Genomic DNA, 22,869 nt, shown 5'->3' on the forward strand with positions numbered 1-22,869 from the left:
CTGACCGAAGTGTCGGCGTCCGTTTCCTCGACTTCGATCGGCTCGTTCAACAGGAGCACGTCCGCCGACTCGAAGTCGACGGGCATGTCGTCGTTGACGGGGTCCTTGTCGATGACCGCCCCGTTGAGGAGTTCGGACTCGGAGGCCGAGCGGCCGGTCTGGGTCTCGATCTCTGCGAACTCGAGGTCGACGACGTGGCTCCCGTCGTCGGCCTCGACGGTGACGGCCCGGACGGCCTCAACGACGAGGCCGGCGAGCAGATCCTTGTCGAGTTCGGAGCTTTTGCCCGTCATCGAGGTTTCGGCGACCTTCCGCAGAAGCTCCTCATCCGTGGGGTCGACGTCCTCTGCGACCGCGTCGACCTCCTCGCGAGCCCGCTGTGCGGCCATATTGAAGCCTTTGATGATCGCCGTCGGGTGGATGTCCTGTTCGAGGAGATCCTCCGCGTTTTTCAGCAGTTCACCCGCGATGGCGACGGCCGTCGTCGTCCCGTCGCCGGCCTCGTCCTCCTGTGTCTCGGCAACCTCGACGATCATTTCGGCCGTCGGGTTGTCGATGTCCATCTCCTGGAGGATGGTGACGCCGTCGTTGGTGATGGTGACACTACCCATCGAGTCGACGAGCATCTTGTCCATCCCCTTCGGGCCGAGTGTCGACCGTACCGACTCCGCAACCGCGCGAGCAGCCGAGATGTTGTACTCCTGGGCGTCCTGATCCTGGACTCGCTGGGCGTCGTCGCCCATGATGATCATCGGCTGCCCCTGTTGCATTCGCTCACTCATAGTTCATCGCAGGATTGTTTGTCCTTCTATATAAAGGTATGGTATGGCCGCGTCGGCGTAGTCCGTTATGATGGCCAGCGTGCGTGACGAAATCGCCTGACGTGGCCGTGCCATCCGGTGTCTTGTCAACCGTTATCACGAACCGAGCCGATCACGATCGGCCGATGATTGGCGCCGTTTAAATACAGAGCGGCCGCCACGTGTCGTCCGGTGGACGGTAACGGTGCCGACGACAAAGGCATCGCCGGTGTCGGTGTCACGAGCGATCCGGAGGTCGTTTTTTCGGGTGACAAGGGAACCGGCGTCGCCGAGCGTGTCGACCCACTACCGCCGGCCGCCGCTGTGCAGGATGTCGAAGCCGCCCGGTCGCTGGTCGTCAGTCGGGATTCCATGGCCATATGCGTCGGCTTCGAACACCCGAGCGCCGCGGATGCCTCGGCGGCATACACCGTCGGCACGTCGAACTCGTGGGCGTCGGTCTCGTCACCGACATCGTCGGCACAGTCGGTATCAAGCGTCCGAGGTTCCGGCCCGAGGTGTGCGCCGACGTTGATCGTCGCGTGGTTCGCGCGGGGCTGTACAAGCGATCGATTCGAACGGAACGGATATGACCGCGCCGACGGCCTACTCGTCCTCGCCGAACTCCGGCAACTCGCCCTCGTCGTCGAGCGCTTCGAGCTCCCGCTCGTACAGGCGCTGGCGCAGTTGTTCGCGCTTCTTGCGGCCCTTTCGTTCGCGACCACTTTTCGTGTCAGGCATTGTCACTCATGGTAACGGTCCCGCACTATATCAACCTTTCTCCGGATCCGCCCCGTGCGGGGTTGACTGAACGTTTGGTATTAGGCAATTTTGATGCCTATTTGTTCATCAATGAGTGGATATTCCGAGCGTGTGAATTAAGTGAGTGGAGTGTGAAGGCATACCATGTCTCTGAAAGACAGCCACAGCGAACCCGCCGCCGAAAAGCCGTCGCCGGTGGAAAAACACGTCGCAGAATGGGTCTGCACCGACTGCGATCATGCCGAGTACCGGCAGACGACGGGCGTGACCGGGTCGCTCGTGCGCTGTCCGGAGTGCGGTGGCGACCTGATCATGCCCCGAGACGCGATGTCATAAAAAGCGCCGGGACAGGGATTTGAACCCTGGATCCCAGAGGGAACACGCTTTCCAGGCGTGCGCCTTACCACTCGGCCATCCCGGCACGCGTTCCCGACTACTCACTCAACCTATTAACTCCTTCCGTTTCCCCGCATTCGTGGTTCCAGCACGTAGCTGAATCCGGTCGTCACGCCGGCGACAAGGAGTGTCACCCCGGCGACGACGGCCGTCCCGACACCGAGGGGACCGAGCAGCAACCGGTAGCCCTGGACGAGAACGAGAAAGGAAAGCGCTCCCACCACACCCCACAGTCCACTCGACTTCTGTCGCGCGTTCATGCGCCCCTAACCGCCCGATCACGCCACGTCGGCGATGGCCTCGATTTCGAGGGCCGCACCCTTTGGGACGTTGCCGACCTCGACCGCGCTCCGGGCCGGAGGCTCATCGTCGAAGTACGTCGCGTACGTTTCGTTCATCTCGTCGAAGTCGTCGATGTCGCCGAGAAAGATGGTGATCTTCAGCAGATCGCTCGCGTCGGCCCCCGCCTCGGCGAGAACGGCCATCACGTTGTCGAGGGACTGTTCGGTCTGGGTCGCGACGGATTCGTCGTCAAGGAGGTCGCCGTCGGTCGTCAACGGCAGTTGTCCTGCGGTAAAAAGGAAGTCGCCGTTTGTCGTCGCTTGACTGTACGCGCCCACCGCGGCGGGGGCATCGTCGGTGCTGATGGTTCGTTTCACGCTCGGTCGGTCGCGCGCAGGCGGGTTAAAAGTAGGCGTCGACGGCCGTACCTGCCGTCGTCGGTCAGACCGACATCTGGTAGCCGTTGACGATTTCGACCTCGTAGCCGGCCTCGCGGAGCGCGGAGAGCAGGTCGTCGACGTGGTCCGGACCGCGCGTCTCCACCTCGAGTTCGACGCGAGCGTCGTTCATGGCCACGTCCCGCGACGTGCGGTCGTGGTGGAAGGCGGTGATGTTCGCCTGATGGTCGGCGATGATGGTCCCGAGGTCGACCAGTGCCCCGGGCTGGTCTTTCAGAATGGTTCGGAAGCGGAGATACCGTCCCGTTGCGACAAGCCCCCGCATCACCACCGTCGTGAGCACGTTGAGGTCGATGTTGCCACCACAGATCGCCGGAACGATAACCTCACCTTCCGTGTACTCGATGGCCCCGGAGAGCAGGGCCGCAAGGGAAATAGCCCCCGCGCCCTCCGCGAGTGCCTTCTCACGTTCGAGCAGATATGTCAGGGCGATGGCGATGGACTCGTCGTCGACGGTCACAACCTCGTCGACGCGTTCTTTGAGCACCTCGAAGGTTAGGTCGCCGACACGTCGGGTAGCGATTCCGTCGGCGATGGTGTCGACGCTGTCACGTTCATAGATCGCACCCCGCCGGAGCGACTCGGCGGCGCTGGAAGCGCCCTCCGCCTGCACGCCGATCACGCGTACGTCGTCGTGAGCCTTCACCGCCGTGGCGATGCCCGAGATCAGGCCACCGCCACCGATGGGGATGATCACGGTGTCCAACTCGGGGCAGTCCTCGACAATTTCGAGGCCGATCGTCCCCTGTCCGGCCATCACCATCTCGTCGTCGAAGGCGTGGACGTAGGTCCGCCCCTCGTCGTGTTCGATCCGGTGGGCCTCCGACTGTGCCTCGCTGTAGTCCGCCCCGTGGAGAACGACCTCACCGCCGTATCGTTCGGTGGCTTTCACCTTCGAGACGGGCGCGTGGTCCGGCATGACGATTTTCGAGTCGACGCCCGCGCGGGTGGCGGCCAAGGCAACGCCCTGCGCGTGGTTGCCGGCGCTTGCGGTGACCACGCCCGCCTCCTTGGCCTCGTCGGACAACGTCTCGATTCGGTTCATCGCCCCCCGGATCTTGAACGCCCCCGTCCGCTGAAAGTTCTCCAGTTTGAGGTGGACCTCCGCGTCCGTCATCTCGGAGAAGGCGTACGAGTACTCAAGCGGCGTGTGTCGTGCGACGCCCATGACCCGATCCCGGGCCGCGACCACGTCCTCGAACGAGAGCATGCCGCTACATTTCCCGTGGTGGCTGTTAACGGTTTGTGTACCGCTGACCGCACCCGTGTTTTGAAAAGGGGGATGCACGCGCGTGACGTGCATTATATAATTAGTTGCCGGGATACATAAATCTCATGAAGGCGCGGTGAAAGTGAACGTGAACGTGGGCACGGAGGTGGTCGATAGATCGGTTCCGATCAGGAACGTTGTGGCCGAACGACAACGGCTTCGGCGTCGAGATACCGGCGGACGCGGTCAGCGAACGGGCCGTCGCCGGGCCACTCGGTCGGACGTTCGTCGGCCGCTAGGCCGCCGCCGGGTCCGTCGCCGTCCACCAACTCGTCGGGATCGCCGACGTAGACGGCGACGGTCCCGCCGTCGGTGCGGGAAACCGACACCCGGACGTACGGGCCGGTCTCGACGCCCTCGTGCGCGTCGAGAGCGTCGATGTCGGGCGTCCGGAGGAGTCGCCCGGCCGTCTCACCGCCGGGAACGAGCGTGGGGTACCGTCCGACGACCGGGCGACAGCCCTCCAGAACGGCCGGGCCGACAAAGACGAACGACTCGACGACGGTCCCCACGCGGTCGGGATCGGTGAGCGTACCGTAAACAAAGACATCCATAGAAACCGCTCACGACCGCTCGTCGAGGGGGACGAACTCACGGCCGCGCTCCCCGACGTAACGGGCGCGAGGCCGGATGAGGCGGTTGTCCTCGTACTGTTCGAGGGCGTGTGCGATCCAACCGCCGACCCGAGACAACGCGAAGATCGGGGTGTAGATGTCCATCGGGATGCCCATCTGGTAGTACATCGACGCCGAGTAGAAGTCCACGTTGGGTGAGAACTCCGTCGCCTCGGCCATGTGGTCTTCGATGGCCACGGAGTAGTCGTACCATTTGGACTCACCCGAGGCCTCGCCAAGCCGTTCGGAGTAGGAGGCGAGGGTGGCCGCGCGTGGGTCGCGGACGTTGTAGACACGGTGACCGAAGCCGGGGATTCGCCGGCCCTCGGCGACGGCGTTCTCGATCCACTCGTCCGGTCCCGCGCCGCTCTCGTCGATTTCTTTCAACATCCGCATAACGTTCTGGTTGGCGCCGCCGTGGAGGGCACCGGCGAGGGTCCCGATGGCACTCGTGACGCCGCTGTGGAGGTCGGACATGGTCGACGTGGTCACCATCGCCGAAAACGTCGATGCGTTCAGCCCGTGGTCGGCGTGCAGGACGAGGGCGGTGTCGAAGGCCTCAGCCGCCACCTCGTCCGGCAGTTCGTCGTTCAGCATATAAAGAAAGTTCTCGGCGTGGCCGAGGTCCTCGCGCGGTTCGACGGGGTCGCCACCGTTGCGCAACCGGTCGAACGCCGCCAACGCCGTTGGCAGTTTCGCGGTGATGCGACAGCCTTTGGCGAGGTTGGCCTCGCGGTCGTCGGGGTCGGCGTCCGCGTCCGGATCGTACGCCGAGAGGGCGGAGGTGATCGTCCGCAACATCGACATCGGGTTCTCGTCTTGGGCGGCGAGGTCCGCAATGAGATCGTAGACGGCGGGATCGATGGCGCGTTCGGCGGAGAGTCGGGCGGCGAACTCGTCGAGTTCGGCCGGTGTCGGCCAGTCTCCGTTCCAGAGTAGCGACAACACCTCCTCGAAACTCGCCTCGCGTGCGAAGTCCTCGATGGCGTACCCGCGATAGCCCAACTCGCCGGCGTCGCCGTCGATGTAGCTCAGTCGGGACTCGGAAACCACGACACCCTCCAGCCCCCACTTGACCTCCTCAGACATATCATATCAATTTCTGACCGTCTCAAAAAAACGTTGTCGTTTCCCTAATGTTCTCGTCAAGAATTGCCACGGACGACAGAAACCCACTCGGACGGTCGTCGGATCGGTGACCGGGGAGGTTTTACCCCTCGGCGCCACGGCCTATGTATGATCCTGTCGGACACCGACATCCTCGACCGTCTCCACGAGGGGAGTCTGGTGGTCGACCCCCTCGACGATATCGATCAACAGGTACAGCCAGCAAGCGTCGACCTCCGCCTCGGCTCGGCGTTTCTGGAGTTCCAACGCACGAACATCTCGTGTATCCACCCGACACGGAAGCGAGAGGTCAGCGAGTACATCTCCGAGACGGTCGTTGACGACGGTGAGGAGTTCATTCTTCACCCCGGCGACTTCGTTCTCGGGACAACAAAGGAGCGTGTCGAGATCCCACGGGATCTGGTCGCCAACGTCGAGGGCCGATCCTCGCTCGGTCGCCTCGCCGTTGTCGTCCACGCCACCGCCGGCTTTGTCGATCCCGGTTACCGGGGACAGGTGACGCTCGAACTGTCGAACCTCGGCACCGCACCCGTCGCGCTGACCCCCGGGATGCGGGTGTCGCAACTCGTTTTCACCGAACTCTCCTCGCCCGCCGACCGACCCTACGGGACCGACCGCGGCTCGAAGTATCAGGATCAAGACGGCCCGCAGGCCTCTCGCATCGGGGACGACCCCGAGTTCGACACATGAAGTTCATCGAGGAGATCGTCGTCGACGAGTTTCTCCCGACGGTTCGGTCGATGCTCGCCGCGGACCTCCGGGACCGGGGGTTCACCCAACGCGAGGTGGCGGATGCGCTCGGCATCTCTCAGTCTGCCGTCTCGAAGTACGCCCACGGCGAGGTGACGACCAGCGACGCGATCCGGGACGACGACCGGGTCCGCGCGCTCGTCGAACGGATCGGGGAAGGATTGGCCACCGGCGACATGAGCCGCGTCCAGGCGCTGATCGAGACGGAAGTGTTGATCCGTCGTCTCGAAGCGGGCGACCTCCTCGCGGAACGACACCGGGATGCCATGCCCGACCTCCGGGGGGTCGATGACTCCTTCGACGTCCACGACCCCGAAAGCGACGTGCGGACGACCGAACAGGTCCGGTCGGCCGTTCACCGAGGGTTGCGTATCCTCCGGACCACCGCGGGCTTTGCCGACCTCGTTCCCAACGTCGGCTCCAACCTCGCCGAGTGCCTCCCCGACCCGACGGACGTCGAGGACGTTGCCGGCGTTCCCGGCCGCATCTTCGACGTGCGCGGGACGACCACGGTCCCGTCGGATCCCGAGTTCGGCGTCAGCGAACACGTCGCCTCGGTGCTGTTGTCGGCCCGCGCCGCCGGCGCACCGGTCAGAGGAGCCGTCAACGTACGCCACGACCCTACGCTTCTCGACGACCTCCGCGCGGCGGGCTACCGAACCGTCGAGTTCGACGCGGCCCGCGAAACGGGTGATGATGACCACGACCACGACCACGACCCCGTCAGTCCGGCCATCGTCGACGCCGTCGGGGCCGCCGGCGACTCGGCGCCCTCGTCGCCGCTGGTTCTCTACCAGACCGGCGGCTTCGGTATCGAACCCATCACGTACGTTCTCGCCGGCGACGCCCCGACTGCCGCGCGGATCGTCCGCGATCTGTGTCGATGACCGGGGCGACGCCGGATCCGGACCGTGCGGCGGCCGCACAGGCCTTCTACTCGCGGTGGGCGCGGTGGTACGACGTTCTCGCCCGCAACGCGCCCGGCATCCGGCGACTGCGGGCCGATGCCGTCTCGGCGCTCGACCTCTCGCCGGGCGACACCGTCGTCGACCTCGGCTGTGGCACGGGGGCGACCCTCGGATATCTCCGCAAACGCGTCGGCCCCGAGGGGCGCGTCGTCGGCGTCGACGCCGCCGGCGGTGCGGTCGCTCGCGCCCGTAGCCACGTCAAGCGTGCGGGGTGGTCGAACGTGACCGTCTGTCAGGGCGATGCCACCCGCCCGCCCGTCGACCGGGCCGACGCCGTTCTCGCCTCCTTTCTCGTCGGGATGCTCCCCGACCCCGCGGCGACGGTGAACGCGTGGCTCGACGGTCTCGATCCGAGTCGGGTCGTTCTCTTGGACCTCGCACGGAGCACCCATCCGTTCGGGCGGCTCCTGAACCGGCCGTTCGGCGTCGTCGTTGCCGCCACCGCACCGCCGGGAGCCCGGGAGGACGGTGAACGGTCGCTCGTTGCCGACCTCGACCGCCGGGTCGCGGCCGCACACCGGACGCTGCTCGACTCCTGTACGGCGACCACCCACGACCGCCGAATCGGTGGGTTCGCCTACCTGAGCGCCGGCCGACCGGGTTAGCCGTACCGGTCGGCGTGGGCCGGGCAGAACTGCGGGTCCCGGAGTTGCGCCCGCACGACCCCCGGCTGTCGGTGGGCGTCGTAGAGCCGGCACCGTTCGTCGTCACAGAACGCCGTCCCCGTCTCGACGAAGTCGACGGCCGCGAGAACGTACCCTTTCAGCGCGTCGGTCGTCCGGGGGTCGTCCGCGACGAGAAAGTCGCCGTCGACCTCCGCCTCGAGCACCTCTCGGGGCGGCGCGTCGCCCGTCATCAGGGCGTGTTTGCTTTTCGCCTCGTAGTACGCCTCGGGCTTTGCCGGGGCCTCGTACAGTCCCGGTACAGAGACCGCGGCCGGTTGACCGAGAACGGCCACCCGTTTGTGCCACCGGCCGTCGTGGTCCCCCCACGTGCCGAGAACGCGATCCAACAGGGGCAGATGCAGGTGGTCGAGCGCCTGATCGGTCGGGAGCCGAGGGTTCAGCGCCCGCTGGACGGTGCGTCCGTCGTAGACGACACCACCGGCGCGGCCCGGCGAGTCGAGGGCGCGCTCCTCGTAACGGACGATCCCGACCATCGTGTTGCCCGTCTTGGGGTCGTAGGGGTCGGTGACGCGGGCCGCGGCCATCGCCTCGGCAAAGTCGGTGTCGACGCTCCCCAGCAGTCGGTCACGGATCCGCACCTCGGCATCGATCCGCCGATCGAGCCACTCGCCGATCTCGTCGGCGTCCGCCGGCGTCGTCGGCGCGCGGTAGAGAGAGACGGTATCGACCATCTACGTGTCTCGCCTGCGCCCACATCGTTCGAGTGGTCCGACCGCTCGCCCCATCCGCATCGTCCTCAGTCGTCGGCGGGGGCCCGCGAGGTGAGTTCCACGTCGGAGGCGTCGACACCGAGTTCGTCGATGGCGACCTGCGCGGCGCGCTTGCCCGAGACGAGCATGGCGCCGAAGGTCGGTCCCATCCGGGGGAGGCCGTAGGTGGTGGCGACGGCCATCCCGGTCGCGATCAGACCATCGTGGACGAGGCCCGTGTGTTCGACGACCGCGTCCTCGCTCTCACCGACCCACATCGAATCGTGGCCCGGCGAGTCGTGACCCGGCGCACCGTAGGAGTCGTCGTCGGTCTGGTCCATGCCCGTGTTGTTTTCCTTTGCGTGTTGGATACCCGGCGCGTCGAGAACGCCCCGTTCGTCGAGTTTGGTGACCGCGACGGCGTCGTGGCCCGTCGCGTCGATAACGAGGTCCGCCTCGACAGCGATGGGGTCGACACACGTGATTTCCCGGGGCAGCGCGTGGACCGGCGTCCAGTTCATGACGATACCGCCGACGCGGTGGTCCTCGCGGATCACGATGTCGGTGAACTCGGTCATGTTCTGGATCTTCGCGCCGGCGTCGCAGGCGGCCTTGATGAGGCCCGAACACGCCTCCGGTCCGTTGGCGACGTACAGCCCCTCGGTGTCGTTTGCGGGTTTGTAGTCCACCGCAAGGTCGTCCAGAACGTCCTGTGCGGGGTCCCGAACGGTCACCTTGTTCATCAGGAAGCCACCGAGCCAAAAGCCGCCGCCGAGGTAGTTGTTCTTCTCGACGACCATCGTCTTCACCCCGCGGTCCGAGAGCTCTTTCGCCGCCATCAGCCCCGACGGGCCGCCGCCGACGATGAGCACGTCCGAGTCCGAGAAGTCCATGAACTCCTCGGTCCACTCCTGACCGATCGCGCGTGTTACGTCCGCCTCGCCGACCTGGCTGAACTCACTGAACGAAGACATACCACTAACTGATACCACGAAGTGGTTAAAATAGTTTGCGACCGGTCGTCGGCTGACCGGTCCGAGGCGAAGCCACGTGGACATAAGCGTCGGTACCCGGCGGCCGTGGCGACGCCTGCCTCCTCGGTTCACGCTCGGGGGCACAACGCATGCGCCCGCCGTCGGCGGGGTGCCGTGCTCAGCGAGGGGCCTCGGCTCCGCCGATGGCGTCCACGGTCATGTACAGCGCGAACGCCGAAACCAGCATTCCGAACAGTTGCGTGCCGGCCGTCGCGAGAAATCCGACGTCGTACAACAACGGTGCGATCATGAACCAGCCACCGAAGATGGTCGTGAGAACGGCCGCCGGGAGGCTCACCGTCCCCCGATTCCGGAGCAGTTGCGCGTTGCGAGCGGCGAAGACGACGCCGACGACACCGCTTGTCGCGACGCTACCCGTAAACGCCGCCGAAGCATTCGCCACGACGGGCGTGACCGCCGCGGCGAGACATCCGACAATGCCGATCACTGCGGCCGCCGACAGAAACGCCGATGAGGTCGTCCGTGACACGGGCCGATCTAATCCCCGGCGGGATATAATTCGAACTATCTCCGGGCTTCTCACGGAAACACCCGGGGCGGCTCAGTCGAACCGGAGTCGGGCAACGATCGGAAGATGGTCCGACGGATACCGGCCGTTCACGGTCCGGTCGTGGACCCGGTACGTGTCGACCGAAAGCCCCGGCGTCACGAGTACGTGATCGAGTCGGCGGCCGGGATCGAGCGCCTCGAAGTCGGTGACCGTCGTCGCTGGCCCGTCGGTAGTGGTGGCGGCGGTGCGTGTGTCTCGGAGCGGGCGCTCACAGTCGTTCCCCAGAATCTCGTACGGCCGCGTGCCCGGTCGACAGTTGAAATCGCCGAGAACGACGGCCTCGGTCGCGGCCGGCAGGGACGTGATGCGTTCGCTGACGAGCCGTGCGCTGTGTCTTCGTGCGACGCGGCCTCGGTGATCGAAATGTGTGTTGTAAACCGCAAGCGAGCGATCCGTCAGCGTGTCGGTCAGCAGAACCCGCGTGAGAACGCGGGGGTACGCCGCGTCCCAGCCGACGCTTTGCTCGTCCGGCGTCGGGGAGAGCCACTCGGTGTGTTTCGCGCGCGGGACGAACCGACCGCCGACTCCGATCGGGTTGTGTTCGCCCGATCCCGGGTCGTCGGCGACGCCGTGCCACCGGTACCGATCGAGCGCCCGTTCGATGTCGCGTTGCTGGGGTCCGGTGCTCTCCTGCAGTCCGAGAACGTCCGGAGAAAGCGACCGGAGAAGTCCGGTGACGGCATCCCGACGGCGCGCCCAAGCGTCACGGCCGTCGTCGAGCATCCGGTGGCGGACGTTGTACGAGCACACGACAAACTCCATCGACGATGTTTCGGCCGAACGGATTTGAGAGTGACGGCCGGACGCCGGCGGGGACGCGTGTCTCGGCAGTCCGTGGCCGGCCCGACGGACGGCAAGCGCCGTCAGCGAAGGTTTTTCGCTACCCACTACGGAGACACTCGTATGAACTGCAAGGTGACCGGCCGATGAGCGGCCTCATCGACGGCGAATGGGTTGGAACCGACTACGAGACGGACGACGACGGCGAGTTCCGGCGACAGGAGACGACGTTCCGCGACCGCATCGGCCCCGACGAGGCCGTCCCCGTCGAGGCCGGGCGGTACCACGTGTACATCTGTCGGGCGTGTCCGTGGGCCCACCGGGTCGCGATGACGCGTGCGCTCAAGGGCCTTGACGACGCCATCTCGTTGTCGCTGGTCCAACCCGAACGCTACGACCAGGGCTGGGAGTTCTCCGAGGCCACCCCCGATCCGCTGTATGGGGAGGAGTACCTGCGGGATATCTACGTCCGGGCGGACCCGGACTACACCGGTCGGGTGACCGTGCCCGTTCTGTGGGACCGGAAGCAGGAGACCATCGTCAACAACGAGTCACGGGAGATCATGCGGATGCTCGACGTGGCCGGTGACGACCTCGCGACCCGCGACGTGGACCTCTACCCCAAGGGGTACCGCGACGAGGTCGATACGCTGCTCGATGACATCTACGACCCCATCAACAACGGCGTCTACCGTGCCGGCTTCGCCGACTCCCAAGCCGCCTACGACCGCGCCGTCGACGAACTGTTCGATGCACTCGACCGCTACGACGACCGCCTCGCCGACCGGCGCTACCTCGCCGGCGACCGCCTCACCGAGGCCGATCTCGCCATGTTCGCGACGCTCGTGCGGTTCGATCACGTTTACCACACCCACTTCAAGTGCAACCGGCGCGCGATCCACGAGTACGAGAACCTTTGGGGGTACACGAAGGATCTCTACACCACGCCGGGGATCGAGCGAACCGTCAACATGGACCACATCACCCGACACTACTACGTGAGCCACGGCGACGTAAACCCCAAGCGTCTGGTGGCGACGGGGCCGGATATCGACTTCACAGAGGGGCACGACCGCGACCGGCTACCGGGCGGGCCACCCGAAGCGCTCCGCTAAAGAACCGCCACCACACCCGCACTCAGTGCGAGTGTCACGAGCAGTCGGCCGACGCTTCCGACGAAGGTGGCGGCGGCGAACCTGACGTAGTCCTCCTCGAGAACGGCGAAGGCGTATATCGAGAGCGTGTCCGGGAAAAAGGGGACCGATAACGCGACCGCGAGGCCGGCGTAGCCCCACCGGCGTGCGACGTCGACGGTGCGCCGTTCCGACCACTCGATCACGTCGAACCGGGAGCGCCGGAGCGCCCGGATCACCGGCCCGGCCTCCTTTGCTTCCTGCCCGATGTGGAAGGCAAAGACGCTCCCGGCGGCCTTGCCGAGACCGGAGGCGAGAATGATGAGCGCTAGGCGCAGTTCGGTCGACAACCCGAGGTTCAACGGGGCCAACAACACCACCTCGCTGACGCCGGGGAGCGCAAAGGCGATGAGAAAGGAGTAGATGAAAATGATTGCTAGCCCGGCCCACCCGGTCGCCGTGCGGACGAGTCGTGTGAGCCACTCGAAGCCGAGGAAATCAGTCGCCAGCGGGATGACGAACGCGTCCACATCTCTCTCTGGGATGGGGGCGACCTAAGTCTTTCAGGTTCCGGCCTCGCGGCCGAGACGGGGTCTTACCGTCCCGCGTCGAGGATCAACTGCTCCTCGGCACCGTCGACCGTCTCGAGAACGTCCTGCACCGCGTCGATGTTGGCGCTGATCGAGGTGATCCCCTTCCGAACGAGGAACTCGACCATCTCGGGATCCGATCCGGCCTGTCCGCAGATGCTCGTGTCGACACCGGCAGCGTTGCAGGTGTCGAGCGTATCACCCATCAGATCGAGCACCGCCGGGTGGTGTTCGTCGAAGCGGTCGGAGACGTGTTCGTTGTTGCGGTCGACCGCGAGCACGTACTGTGTGAGATCGTTGGTACCGAACGAGACAAAGTCGACGTTCTCCTCGACGATGTCGTCGACACCGAGTGCGCTCGCCGGCGTTTCGATCATCACACCCCAGTCGCGTGTCTCGGGATCGATCCCTGCAGCCGCCATGCGGTCGCGGGCGCGGCCCGCATCCTCGCCGTCGTTGACCATCGGGAACATGATCTCGAGATTGTCGTACCCTTTCTCGTAGAGCCGGCTGAACGCCTCGAGTTCGTGCTCGAACACGTCGGGACGGTCGAGGCTCCGTCGGATGCCCCGGTAGCCGAGCATCGGATTGTGTTCGTTGGGTTCCTGATCGCCGCCCTCCAACTGTCGGAACTCGTCGGTGGGCGCATCGAGGGTTCGGACCCGGACCGGACGGGGGTAGAACGCCTCGACGACCTGCTGGATGCCGTCCATGAGTTCGCCGACGTATGCCTCGGTGCCCTCGTCCTCGATGTACCGCTCGGGGGTTTTGCCCAGCGAGAGGACCAGGTGCTCGATCCGCAGGAGACCAACGCCGTCGGCCCCGGTGGCGGCCGCACGCTCCGCGGCGTCCGGGATAGAGACGTTCACCTTCACCTCCGTCGCCGTCACCGGTTTGGGTCGTGGGCCGGACGGTGCGTCGTCGGAGGGTTCGACGGTCGGGTCCGACTGGGCCACACGCCCCTCAACGACCGTTCCCATCTCGCCGTCGACGGTGACCTCCTGCCCGTCTTCGAGTGTCTTTGTCGCGCCGCCGGTGCCGACCACCGCGGGAACGCCGAGTTCCCGGGAGACGATGGCGGCGTGGGAGGTCATCCCGCCTTCGTCGGTGACGATGGCGGCCGCACGCTTCATCGCCGGCACCATATCCGGCATCGTCATCTCGGTAACGATCACGTCGCCCTCGCGAACCTGATCGAGATGGTCGAGTTGTGTCACGACCCGGACAGGGCCAACGGCAACGCCCGGACTCGCGCCGGGTCCCGACAACAGCGTGTCGTCGGTCTCGCCGTCGTCGTCTACGTCGGCGTCCACACCCGCGTCCTCGCCCTCGTCGATCGTCGTGATCGGACGGGACTGGAGCATATACACCTCGCCGTCGACGACCGCCCACTCGACGTCCTGTGGCTCGCCGTAGTGGTCCTCGACCGTCCGACCGAGTTCGACGAGCCGATCGATCTCCGACTGTGTCAGCACCTGCTCGTCGCGTTTCTCCGCTGGCACCTCCGTCTCGACCGTCTCACCCGTCGCCTCGTCTTTGACGTGCATCACCTTTTTCGTCGCGACGGTCATCCCCTCGATTTCGCTCGTGGTCCGGTCGACGACGTAGTTGTCCGGCGACACCGCGCCGGCAACGACCGCCTCGCCAAGTCCCCACGCCGCCTCGATGATGATGCGCGGGTCGCCGGTCGAGGGGTGGCTGGTAAACATCACGCCGCTTTTTTCGGCGTCGACCATCTTCTGGACGACAACCGCGATGTCGACCTCGTCGTGGGGGAAGCCCTTCTGATTGCGGTAGTAGATGGCTCGCTGGGAGAACAACGACGCCCAGCACTCCTTGACCCGTTCGATCAGGTCGTCCTCGGTCACATTGAGAAACGTTTCCTGCTGGCCGGCAAAGGAGGCATCCGGAAGGTCCTCCGCTGTGGCCGACGACCGGACGGCGACAAACGCCATTCCGTCGTCGAGGTTTCGGTACGACTCGAGAATCCCCTCGCGCACCGACTCGGGGACGGGCGTTTCCATGATGAGGTCGTGTGCGCGTTCGTTTGCCTCCTCCAGTGCCGCCGAGTCGTCGGAGTCGACGTCGACGGCCTCAAACAGTTCCTCGTCGATGCCGGCCTCCTCGATAAAGGTCCGGTAGGTGCCGGCCGTTACGACGTATCCCGGCGGAACGGGTAGTCCGGCCTCCGTGAGTTCGCCGAGCGAAGCCGCCTTCCCACCGACCGTCCCCAGATCGGTGGATCGTACGTTCTCCAGCCAAGCTACAGCCATTTCGTGAACAAAGGTCCCGCCAGTGGCATAAAGAAGGTTTCGGAGTGTGCAACTACGGCCGACCGCCGGCGTGGTGTCGCGGGTCGTTCCGGAGGGACAACTCAGCCCATCCACCGGCGACGCCGTGTACCGATCAGGCCTCGACGATGTCGTCGTCGTCGCTCGGTGGGACGACGAGTGTCCCGTCGAGGGCGGTGACCGCCCGCCCCCCCACCCGAACCCCATCGTCGACGCGGACCCGAACCAGCCCCGGCCGGTCGATGAGGTGGCCCTGTTCGAACCGCATCTCCGTCGGCGGGTCGTCGAACGCGTCGACGGCGTGGAGATACGCCCCGCATGCACCACTTGCCGTCCCGGTCACGGGGTCTTCCGGAACGCCTGCCCCCGGCGCGAACATGCGGGCATGGAGGGTCGACGCCGCGTCCAACGCGTCGAAGGTAAAGAGGTACACCCCCGTCGCGCCGTAGGCCGCGGCGAGGTCGGCCACCGCGTCCGGGTCGGGATCGACGCCTGCTATGTGTTCGAGAAAGTTCACGGGCACGAGCAGGAACGGGAGGCCGGTCGATGCCACCGCGGCCGGGAGATCCGCCCCCACGTCCCGCAGCGCCGCCGGATCGATACCCAGCGTCTCGGCCGCGCGGTCGTAGTCCAGGTCGACGGTCTCGACGGACGGGTCGTTCTGTGCCATCCACGCGACACCCTCCTCGATCGACACGTCGAGAACACCGGCGTTCGTCCGGAGCGATCCCTCGCCGTCGAGAGCTCCCGCCTCGTACAGGTGGACGAGACTCGCGACCGTGGCGTACCCACAGAGGTCCACCTCCTGTGTCGGCGTGAAATAACGGATCCGGCGGTTTGCGTCGTCGTCCCCGGTAAGAAACGCCGTCTCGCTGGCGTTGATCTCGCGGGCGATTGCCCCCATCTGGTCGGCGTCGAGGCCGGCCGCGTCGGGAACGACGCCCGCCGGGTTGCCCGTGAGCGGTTCGTCGGTGAAGGCGTCGATCAGCAGGATCCGGCGCGTGTCCATGCAACCGACCTGGACGCCACGGGGCAAGACGTTGTGGGTCGGTTGAACCCGTAAGCCATTACCTCCCGGCCGGTCGATGCGCTCTCATGCGCAACCTCCCGGACGACGTTGCCTGCACGACCGCCGACCGGCGGTGTATCTACGGACCCTGTCGGGACGTGGCCAACGAGGCGTTGCCCGCGGCGTCCGGCCCGGACGTGATCGATGCCCGTGTGTGCGGTGGCCGGTTCGCCGGGCAGGGCCGTTGTGACCGTCTCGGGGCGGACGCCCACGCCAGCCACAGGGTGTTCGATCCCGAGTTCGTTGGCGAACACCTCATGGGGTGGGTGTGGAACCCGGTTGAGGACACGGTCGGTCCGATGGAGGCCGGGACGTGGCGGACCGACGGTCGGTTCGACCGGACGGGCGGTCACCACCTGCCTGCGGCGGAACGCGCCATCCAGCGAACCGGGATTGAGCGCCGGCCGGTGATCGAACCGGTCGACGACTCCGAGGCGTGGCGACTCGCCTAACGTGGTCCGAACAGGACGCCTCCGGGCAACGGCCCATCACGGTGGAGGCAACGCGTGACATCGCTGCTCTCCATCTTCGCGACAGCCATTCTTCCCATCGTCACGCTGGCCGGCGTCGGTGTCGTGCTCGGGTACCGCCGCGACGTGGATATCGGACCGCTGAACACCGTCACGGTGTACGTCCTCGTCCCGGCGCTGGTCTTCCACAGCATCGCCACCGCGACGCTCGCGGAGGCAACGCTCGCCCGTATCGGCGTCGCCACCGCCGCGTACATGCTCGTCATGCTCGTCGTCGCGGAGGGGGTCGGCCGACTCCTCGGCGCGCAGGAACCCGTTCTGAGCGCGCTCGTTCTCGTGAGCGTCTTCCCCAACTCCGGCAACTACGGCATCCCGCTCTCGGAGTTCGCCTTCGGCGCCGACGGCCGAAGCACGGCCGTGCTCTATCTGACCGTTCAAATCGTCGTCGTGTACACCGTCGGCATCTACGTCGCGGGGCGAAGCGGCGGCTCCCGCGGGAGAGAGGGGATGAAACGCGCCCTCGAGATCCCACTCGTCTACGCCGTCGTCGCCGCGGTGTTGGCTCGCTGGGTCGGAGTCGTCCCGCCGGCGGACGGCACCGCCATGGAGACGCTTGCGCTCGTCGGCAACGCCTCCATCCCGCTCATGCTGCTGATCCTCGGCGTCCAACTCGCCGACACCGACTACGGAGCCGCGCTCTCCCGTGTCGGGCCGGCGGTCGTGCTGAAGATGGGCGTCGCCCCCGTCGTCGGCGTTGGAATCGCCCTTCTCGTCGGCTTCCGGAACCCGACGGTCGCACGCACGTTCGTTCTCGAATGTGCCACCCCAGCGGCGATCACACCACTCCTCCTCGTCGTCGAGTTCGGCGGCGAGTCCGCCGGCGAGGGCCTCTCGGTCGCCGAGTACGTCAGTACGGCCGTTCTCGTCACGACGGTGCTGAGCGTGCCGCTTCTGACGGTGTTGATTGCGGTACTGGAGAGTGGCCTGCTCGTGTAGCCGTCGGCCGCGATGTTTAAGCCATCGCCACACCCACGTCCGGGAATGCGAGAAAGAGACGGCCTCGATTACGCACTCCTCGTCGTCGTGGCGATACTGACGGCGGTGCACGTCCCGCCCTACGCGGTTGCCAAACGCGAGACCGTCGAGCTAGCCCACGAAACCGGCCTCGTCGCCGCCGCGACCCTCCTGTTCGATGTGCGTGTCGCGGTCGTTCTACTGGCCCTGTTGGGCCTCGTGATCCTGCTTGTCATCACCGACACCGTCCCGACGAGGTAACCGCCGGGCGCCACGGCGTCGCTGTTCTCGCCGGGAGGGTGGTGGGGCACTCGGCCGGCACCACGACACGCCGTCGGGCGGGTCCCCGCGTGGCTGTGTGGCACGGAACCGTTGTCACCGGCGACCGGAGACGACGGGTCGTAGAACCGCTTCGGTCGGCCACAGTCTCGCCGCCCCACGGCTCGGTCCCGTGGGCGCTCCCCGGCTGTGGGGTACGGAACGGTCTCAGTCCGCCACGGCCTCGTCGCCGACGGCCGGGGCCGACGGATCGCGGATCCAAAGGTCGCCAAAGAGGTCGTCCTGCCGGAGCCTGATCTCGCCGCGATGTGAAAGAAAGAGCAAGGCGAGAAAGGTGTCGACCGGTGCGCCCGCGGCCGTTCGCACCTCGGCGAACAGCACCTCGGCCCGGCCGGCGTCGTAGTGGCCGCGGACGGCCTCCCGAACCGCCTCGATTTTCGCCTCGATGTCCTCGGCATGGGTGGTCCCGGTCACCTCGTTTTCGGTCGGTTCACCACCCTCGCGCAGGTCGTCGGCCGCCCGGTAGTCAAGCGTCTGTGTCCCGCGGTCGTAGCCGCCGGGCGACGCCGACGTGTCGTAGGATCGCGACTCCTTCCACCACGAGTTGCGTTCTGCCTCCCGGAGTTCCCGGACGAGTTCGTCCAACGTCTCGGGCGACCCGCGGGCGTGTTTCCGCTCCAACCGGCGGTCGAGTTCCGCGTCGAGAACGTCGATCGGGTCCGGCCCGTGTGGCCCCTGTGTCCCCTCGTCGCCGTCCATGGCGGCCTCCCACGGCTCCATGTCGGGGGGCTCCTCGCTCTCATCGCCGACGATGCTGTCGCTTTTCATCCGCAGAAGGACGCTCGCGTAAAACAACGCGCGGCCGGACGTCCGGAGGTCGGTTTCGTTGAGGCGGTCGAGAAAGGCGTCGGTCACCTCGACGACCTCGATGTCCCACGGATCGATTTCGCCGTTCTCGGCCAACTGCACCAGGAGTTCGACGGGTTCGACCTCGTCGGTGTCGGTGTCGGTGTCGGTGTCGGTGTCGGTGCGTGGCAGGTCCACGTCGTCCGGGAGGTGGTCGTCAGTCATCGGCGGTCGCCTCCGGCGTGTCGTCGAGTTGGATACCCGTGACCGCGCTCACGTTGTCCCCTTGCATGGTGACGCCGATCGCACGCTCCGACCGGTCGAGCAGCGCCGAGCGGTGGGACACGACGACGAACTGCGCCTCGTCGGCTAGGTCGTCGACCATCTCGCCGACCCGTTCCGCGTTGGCCGCATCGAGAAAGGCGTCCACCTCGTCCAGCGCGTAGAACGGCGCGGGATTGTGCCGCTGGATGGCGAATATGAACGCGAGTGCGGTCAGTGACTTCTCGCCGCCGCTCATCGCGTCCAACCGCTGAACCGGCTTATCGCCCGGCTGGGCCTTCATCGTCAGGCCGCCGTCGAAGGGGTCGGTCTCGTTCTCGAGATGGAGTTCGCCCGTTCCCGCCGAGAGCCGCTCGAAGATGTCCCGGAAGTGGTCGTCGATGGCCTCGAACGCCGTCATGAACGTCTCCGTTTTTCGTTGTTCATACCCCTCGATCCGCTCCTCTATGGCGTCGCGTTCGTCGACGAGCGTGTCGCGGCGCTCCTGCAGGTCGTCTAGCTCCGCCGCCACCTCGTCGTACTCGTCGATTGCGAGCATGTTGACGGGTTCGAGCGCGTCCATCTCCGACTCCAGCCGCGCGACGTTCTCCTCGACCGTCTCGTGGTCCGGGACCTCCTCGGGATCGTACGCGCCGACCTCGGTCTCGAGTTCGTCGATCTCCCACTCCAGCCGTTCGGCCTCCTCCGCGAGGTCGTCGAGGCCGTTCTCCACCTCGGCGACGCGCTCACGCTGGTCGTCGCGGCCCGACTTCGCCTCGCGGAGGTCGGTCTGTAGCTCCGCCCGATCGGCCTTGAGACCGGCGAGTTCGTCCTCCAACTCCTCGATCGCCGCACGCTTTTCCCCCAGCGTCGCTTTGTGGCGTTCGACCTCGGCCGCCGATTCCTCGATCCGATCCGTGGCCTCACGCTTGCGCTTCTTGGCCGCCTCGATGGTCGCTTCGAGGTCGTCGACGGCCTCCTCGGCGTACTCGACCTCGACCTGTGTCTGGCCGAGCTGGGCGTCGAGGTCGTCCATCCGATCCTCCAACGCCGCGATATCTGCCTCGATACTCTCCTTGCGATCGGTGAGCTCGGGGATCCGCGAGTCCGCGAGTTCGGTCTCCAGCTCCTCGATCTCCGCCTCGATCCCCTCGATCTCGGCGTCGAGTTCCTCGATTCGCTCCTCCAGTTCACCCATCTCGGCGTCCACCTCGTCGCGTTCGCCACGGAGGTCGTCGAGTTCGTCCTCCAACGCCTCGATCTCGGCCTCCGTCTCGGCACGGTCGGCTTCGGCGTTCTCGATTTCGGTCTCGACCTCGCGAACCCGCTCGGTCGCATCGGCCTTGCGGTCGCGGGCGTCGTCCAGTCGCGACTCCACGTCGCGGATCTCCTCACGGACCGTCCGGCGGTCGTCCTCTAACCGTTCGATTTCCTCGGCCAGCCGCTCCAGTTTCCCTTTTCCGCTCTTTGTGAATGAGTACCGCGACCCGCCGCCGGAGCCGCCGGTCATCGCGCCGCTTTTCTCCGCGAGGTCGCCGTCGAGCGTCACGAGCCGGTAGTCACCCATCAAATCCCGGGCCGCGTTCATATTCTCGACCACGAGCGTCGACCCGAGGACGTATGAGAACACACCGGCGTAGCGGTCGTCGTAATCGACGAGGTTCCGCGCGAAGTCGACAACGCCCGGATGGGAGGGTTTCGAGGGGAGTCCCCGCCGGTCCATCTCGGTGAGCGGGAGAAAGGTCGCCCGACCCGCCGACCGGGACTTGAGGTGGTCGATACAGGCCGCGCCGACGCCGTCGTCGTCGACGACGACGTTCGCCAATCGGCCGCCTGCGGCCGTCTCGCAGGCGGTCGCCCACTCGGGGTCGACGCTCCCCAACTGGCCGACCGCGCCGTGGACGCCGTCGATGCCGCCGTTGAGGGCGGTCGTCACCGACCGCGGCCACGAGTCGTCGCCGTCGCGGTCCGCCCGCGCCTCCAGTTCGGCGTACTCGTTCCGTTTCGTCCGGAGACCCTCCTTGATCCCGTCGAGGTCGTCGTTCAGGTCGGCCTTCTCGGCGCGCAACTCCTCGATGGCGGTCTCGATTTTCTCGCGGTTTCGCTTTGCACGGTCGAGTTCACCCCGCAGGTCCGACAGCTCCGCGTTCAACGCCGGGAGCCGCTCGTGGGCCGTCTCCAACTCCGACCGGGCCTCGCTGATCCGGGTCGAGCGCCGTCGTGCCTCGTCGAGCAGGCGATCGTTTTTTCGCTGGGCGTCGTTTCGCTCGGTCTTTCGCTCCTCCAACCTTTCTTTACGCTCCGCGAGGATCTCTTTGAGTTCGTCGAACGCCGTGTCGACGTTCTCGATCTCGGTCTCGACCGCCCGGAGATCGGCCTTTTTGGCCTCGATGTCGCTTTTCACCGACGCCTTCTCGACTTTGATCGACCGGATCTCGTTTTCCAGGTCGTCGAGTTCCTCGGTCTTGTTGTCGAGGCTGACGAACGCCTCCCGGCGCTCCTGCTCGGCGTCTTCGACCGTCTCCTCCTGGTTCTCGATGGTCGCTTCGAGGCGACCGATCTCGCCTTTGAGCTCCTCGATCTCTCCTTTGATTCGGAGCTGTTCGTCTTCGCCTTTGCGCTCGATTTCCCGGGTGAGGTCGTTGAGGTCGGTCTCCAGCCGGTCGACCTCGGACCGGTGCTTCTCGAGGGTTGCCCGCCGGTCGGCGAGTTCCTGCTCTTTGGCCTCGATCCGTTTTTCAGTCCGTGTTAGCGCCGTCCGCTTTTGTTCCAACTCGGCGGCTTTCAGGTGGCTCTCATACTCCGCCTTCTCGTCGCGGAGCGACTGGTACGCCAGTGCCGTCTCGCGTTCGTCTTCCAGTTGGTTGAGGCGGGTCGTCTTCTCCTCGATCCGGAGGTCGGCCTCGTCGATACGTTCTTGAACGAGCGACAGTTCCTCGAAAGCGTCCTGCTTTTTCGCGTCGAACTCCGCGACGCCGGCGATCTCGTCGACGATGGTCCGACGCTCCGTGGCGGTCATATTGATGATTTCGGTCACGTCACCTTGCATCACCACGTTGTACCCCTCGGGGGTCACGCCAGCCTGCGCGAGCAGCTCCCGGATGTCCGAGAGGTTGACCGACCGGTCGTTGAGATAGTAGTAGGAGTAGTAGTTGTCCTCGGTTTCTTTGACACGGCGTTTGACAGATATCTCGTCGACATCGCCGATGTCCTCCGTGCCGGCGGCGTTGACCACCTGCGAGCGGTCCAGCGTGCCGTCGGCGTTGTCGAGAACGACCGTCACGCTCGCCTCGCGGGGGCCGGGTTCGTCGGTGTCGTCCTCGTGTCCGGGGTTGTAAATAAGATCCGTCAGCTTTTCGGCGCGAATCCCACGGGTCCGTGCGAGGCCGAGCGTAAAGAGCACGGCGTCGATGATGTTGCTCTTACCGGAGCCGTTCGGCCCCGTGATGACCGTGAAATCCTCGTAAAAGGGGATTCGCGTCTTCCGGCCGAAACTCTTGAAATCGTCGAGAACGAGTTCGGTGATGTGCATGGGGCGTGGCCCCGGTCAGGCGATGATGATGTCGTTGCCGTCCGAGTCGGAGTCGTCCCCCCCCACCGTCTCGGCCCCGGCGTCGGTGTCGGGGTTGGTGTCGGCCCCGGTGTCGGTGCTGGCTTAGGCGTCCGGGTCGGACGACACCGCCGCGGCACCCACGCCCGACGGGTCGGGGGTGGTCGTCCCGGAGGAC

General features: G+C 66.0%; 24 protein-coding genes, 1 tRNA gene and 2 pseudogenes. 8 read left to right on the top strand and 19 right to left on the bottom strand.

Features of this window, described 5'->3' with window-relative positions:
• The 4 genes and pseudogenes from Q0925_RS11930 to Q0925_RS11935 form a co-directional block, all read right to left on the bottom strand.
• On the bottom strand, positions 1-752 hold a 752-nt coding region (locus Q0925_RS11930; RefSeq protein WP_299335855.1), incomplete at its 3' end, for a TCP-1/cpn60 chaperonin family protein.
• Positions 753-917: 165 nt separating this feature from the next.
• A pseudogene (locus Q0925_RS12500) lies at positions 918-1,094 on the bottom strand (DUF7383 domain-containing protein); the annotation flags it as partial.
• A gap of 131 nt (positions 1,095-1,225) precedes the next feature.
• Positions 1,226-1,342, bottom strand: a pseudogene (locus Q0925_RS12505) (DUF7383 domain-containing protein); the annotation flags it as partial.
• A gap of 64 nt (positions 1,343-1,406) precedes the next feature.
• Positions 1,407-1,541, bottom strand: a complete 135-nt coding sequence (locus Q0925_RS11935) for a hypothetical protein (protein ID WP_299335805.1) — start codon at positions 1,539-1,541, stop codon at positions 1,407-1,409.
• 165 nt (positions 1,542-1,706) lie between these two features.
• Here Q0925_RS11935 and Q0925_RS11940 point away from each other — a divergent pair, with 165 nt between their 5' ends.
• Entirely contained in the window at positions 1,707-1,898 is a 192-nt protein-coding gene (locus Q0925_RS11940; protein ID WP_299335807.1) for a hypothetical protein, read from the top strand.
• Positions 1,899-1,902: 4 nt separating this feature from the next.
• On the opposite strand, the gene Q0925_RS11945 is transcribed toward Q0925_RS11940, so the two are convergent.
• The 6 genes from Q0925_RS11945 to citZ all read right to left on the bottom strand — a co-directional run bounded on the left by Q0925_RS11945 (position 1,903) and on the right by citZ (position 5,671).
• Positions 1,903-1,983: transfer RNA gene (locus Q0925_RS11945), tRNA-Ser, on the bottom strand.
• Between the two features lie 28 nt (positions 1,984-2,011).
• Entirely contained in the window at positions 2,012-2,218 is a 207-nt protein-coding gene (locus Q0925_RS11950) for a hypothetical protein (RefSeq protein ID WP_299335809.1), read from the bottom strand.
• A gap of 18 nt (positions 2,219-2,236) precedes the next feature.
• Positions 2,237-2,617, bottom strand: coding sequence for a Rid family detoxifying hydrolase (locus tag Q0925_RS11955; protein ID WP_299335812.1), 381 nt, complete (start codon positions 2,615-2,617; stop codon positions 2,237-2,239).
• 64 nt (positions 2,618-2,681) lie between these two features.
• A complete protein-coding gene (gene ilvA / locus Q0925_RS11960) occupies positions 2,682-3,908 on the bottom strand; it encodes a threonine ammonia-lyase (RefSeq protein ID WP_299335814.1) in 1,227 nt (408 codons plus the stop codon).
• A gap of 188 nt (positions 3,909-4,096) precedes the next feature.
• The gene (locus Q0925_RS11965) at positions 4,097-4,522 is read right to left on the bottom strand and encodes a gamma-glutamylcyclotransferase family protein (RefSeq protein ID WP_299335816.1); all 426 of its coding nucleotides are present in this window, start codon (positions 4,520-4,522) and stop codon (positions 4,097-4,099) included.
• A gap of 9 nt (positions 4,523-4,531) precedes the next feature.
• Positions 4,532-5,671 (bottom strand): citrate synthase, encoded by a 1,140-nt coding sequence (citZ, locus tag Q0925_RS11970; protein WP_299335818.1) that lies wholly within the window; start codon positions 5,669-5,671, stop codon positions 4,532-4,534.
• Positions 5,672-5,818: 147 nt separating this feature from the next.
• Here citZ and dcd point away from each other — a divergent pair, with 147 nt between their 5' ends.
• The 3 genes from dcd to Q0925_RS11985 are packed head-to-tail and all read left to right on the top strand — an operon-like array spanning position 5,819 to position 8,033.
• The gene (gene dcd / locus Q0925_RS11975) at positions 5,819-6,400 is read left to right on the top strand and encodes a dCTP deaminase (RefSeq protein ID WP_299335820.1); all 582 of its coding nucleotides are present in this window, start codon (positions 5,819-5,821) and stop codon (positions 6,398-6,400) included.
• Entirely contained in the window at positions 6,397-7,347 is a 951-nt protein-coding gene (locus Q0925_RS11980; protein ID WP_299335823.1) for a thiamine-phosphate synthase family protein, read from the top strand. Before dcd ends, Q0925_RS11980 begins: the two co-directional genes overlap by 4 nt.
• Positions 7,344-8,033, top strand: a complete 690-nt coding sequence (locus tag Q0925_RS11985) for a class I SAM-dependent methyltransferase (RefSeq protein ID WP_299335825.1) — start codon at positions 7,344-7,346, stop codon at positions 8,031-8,033. Before Q0925_RS11980 ends, Q0925_RS11985 begins: the two co-directional genes overlap by 4 nt.
• On the opposite strand, the gene Q0925_RS11990 is transcribed toward Q0925_RS11985, so the two are convergent.
• The 4 genes from Q0925_RS11990 to Q0925_RS12005 all read right to left on the bottom strand — a co-directional run bounded on the left by Q0925_RS11990 (position 8,030) and on the right by Q0925_RS12005 (position 11,170).
• Positions 8,030-8,785, bottom strand: coding sequence for a DUF7001 family protein (locus Q0925_RS11990; RefSeq protein ID WP_299335827.1), 756 nt, complete (start codon positions 8,783-8,785; stop codon positions 8,030-8,032). The genes Q0925_RS11985 and Q0925_RS11990 overlap by 4 nt on opposite strands.
• Positions 8,786-8,850: 65 nt before the next feature.
• A complete protein-coding gene (locus Q0925_RS11995; RefSeq protein ID WP_299335830.1) occupies positions 8,851-9,777 on the bottom strand; it encodes a sulfide-dependent adenosine diphosphate thiazole synthase in 927 nt (308 codons plus the stop codon).
• Positions 9,778-9,955: 178 nt separating this feature from the next.
• A complete protein-coding gene (locus Q0925_RS12000) occupies positions 9,956-10,327 on the bottom strand; it encodes a hypothetical protein (protein WP_299335832.1) in 372 nt (123 codons plus the stop codon).
• A gap of 72 nt (positions 10,328-10,399) precedes the next feature.
• On the bottom strand, positions 10,400-11,170 hold the full coding sequence (locus Q0925_RS12005; RefSeq protein ID WP_299335834.1) for an endonuclease/exonuclease/phosphatase family protein: 771 nt from the start codon (positions 11,168-11,170) through the stop codon (positions 10,400-10,402).
• Positions 11,171-11,334: 164 nt separating this feature from the next.
• Here Q0925_RS12005 and Q0925_RS12010 point away from each other — a divergent pair, with 164 nt between their 5' ends.
• The gene (locus Q0925_RS12010) at positions 11,335-12,303 is read left to right on the top strand and encodes a glutathione S-transferase family protein (protein WP_299335837.1); all 969 of its coding nucleotides are present in this window, start codon (positions 11,335-11,337) and stop codon (positions 12,301-12,303) included.
• Here Q0925_RS12010 and Q0925_RS12015 read toward each other — a convergent pair.
• The 3 genes from Q0925_RS12015 to Q0925_RS12025 all read right to left on the bottom strand — a co-directional run bounded on the left by Q0925_RS12015 (position 12,300) and on the right by Q0925_RS12025 (position 16,211).
• Positions 12,300-12,851 (bottom strand): YqaA family protein, encoded by a 552-nt coding sequence (locus Q0925_RS12015; protein ID WP_299335839.1) that lies wholly within the window; start codon positions 12,849-12,851, stop codon positions 12,300-12,302. The two genes, Q0925_RS12010 and Q0925_RS12015, sit on opposite strands and share 4 nt — an antisense overlap.
• A gap of 65 nt (positions 12,852-12,916) precedes the next feature.
• Complete coding sequence (ppsA, locus tag Q0925_RS12020; protein WP_299335841.1) at positions 12,917-15,184, bottom strand: phosphoenolpyruvate synthase; 2,268 nt, start codon at positions 15,182-15,184, stop codon at positions 12,917-12,919.
• Positions 15,185-15,317: 133 nt separating this feature from the next.
• On the bottom strand, positions 15,318-16,211 hold the full coding sequence (locus tag Q0925_RS12025; protein WP_299335843.1) for a PhzF family phenazine biosynthesis protein: 894 nt from the start codon (positions 16,209-16,211) through the stop codon (positions 15,318-15,320).
• 86 nt (positions 16,212-16,297) lie between these two features.
• Here Q0925_RS12025 and Q0925_RS12030 point away from each other — a divergent pair, with 86 nt between their 5' ends.
• From Q0925_RS12030 to Q0925_RS12040, 3 genes are read left to right on the top strand one after another with little or no spacing between them, the layout of a single operon-like run.
• Complete coding sequence (locus Q0925_RS12030) at positions 16,298-16,723, top strand: hypothetical protein (RefSeq protein WP_299335845.1); 426 nt, start codon at positions 16,298-16,300, stop codon at positions 16,721-16,723.
• A 54-nt stretch (positions 16,724-16,777) separates the two neighbouring features.
• Positions 16,778-17,737: an AEC family transporter gene (locus Q0925_RS12035; RefSeq protein ID WP_299335847.1), complete on the top strand. Its 960-nt coding sequence runs from the start codon at positions 16,778-16,780 to the stop codon at positions 17,735-17,737.
• 45 nt (positions 17,738-17,782) lie between these two features.
• Positions 17,783-18,016 carry a hypothetical protein gene (locus Q0925_RS12040; RefSeq protein WP_299335849.1) on the top strand — a complete coding sequence of 78 codons (234 nt, stop codon included), beginning with the start codon at positions 17,783-17,785 and terminating at the stop codon, positions 18,014-18,016.
• 225 nt (positions 18,017-18,241) lie between these two features.
• Here the strand turns inward: Q0925_RS12040 and Q0925_RS12045 are convergent, their stop codons facing one another.
• A complete protein-coding gene (locus tag Q0925_RS12045) occupies positions 18,242-19,105 on the bottom strand; it encodes a segregation and condensation protein A (RefSeq protein ID WP_299335851.1) in 864 nt (287 codons plus the stop codon).
• Complete coding sequence (smc, locus tag Q0925_RS12050) at positions 19,098-22,673, bottom strand: chromosome segregation protein SMC (protein ID WP_299335853.1); 3,576 nt, start codon at positions 22,671-22,673, stop codon at positions 19,098-19,100. Before smc ends, Q0925_RS12045 begins: the two co-directional genes overlap by 8 nt.
• Positions 22,674-22,869 lie beyond the last annotated feature (196 nt).

It is taken from the genome of Haloplanus sp. (assembly GCF_028275055.1).
Classification (GTDB): domain Archaea; phylum Halobacteriota; class Halobacteria; order Halobacteriales; family Haloferacaceae; genus Haloplanus.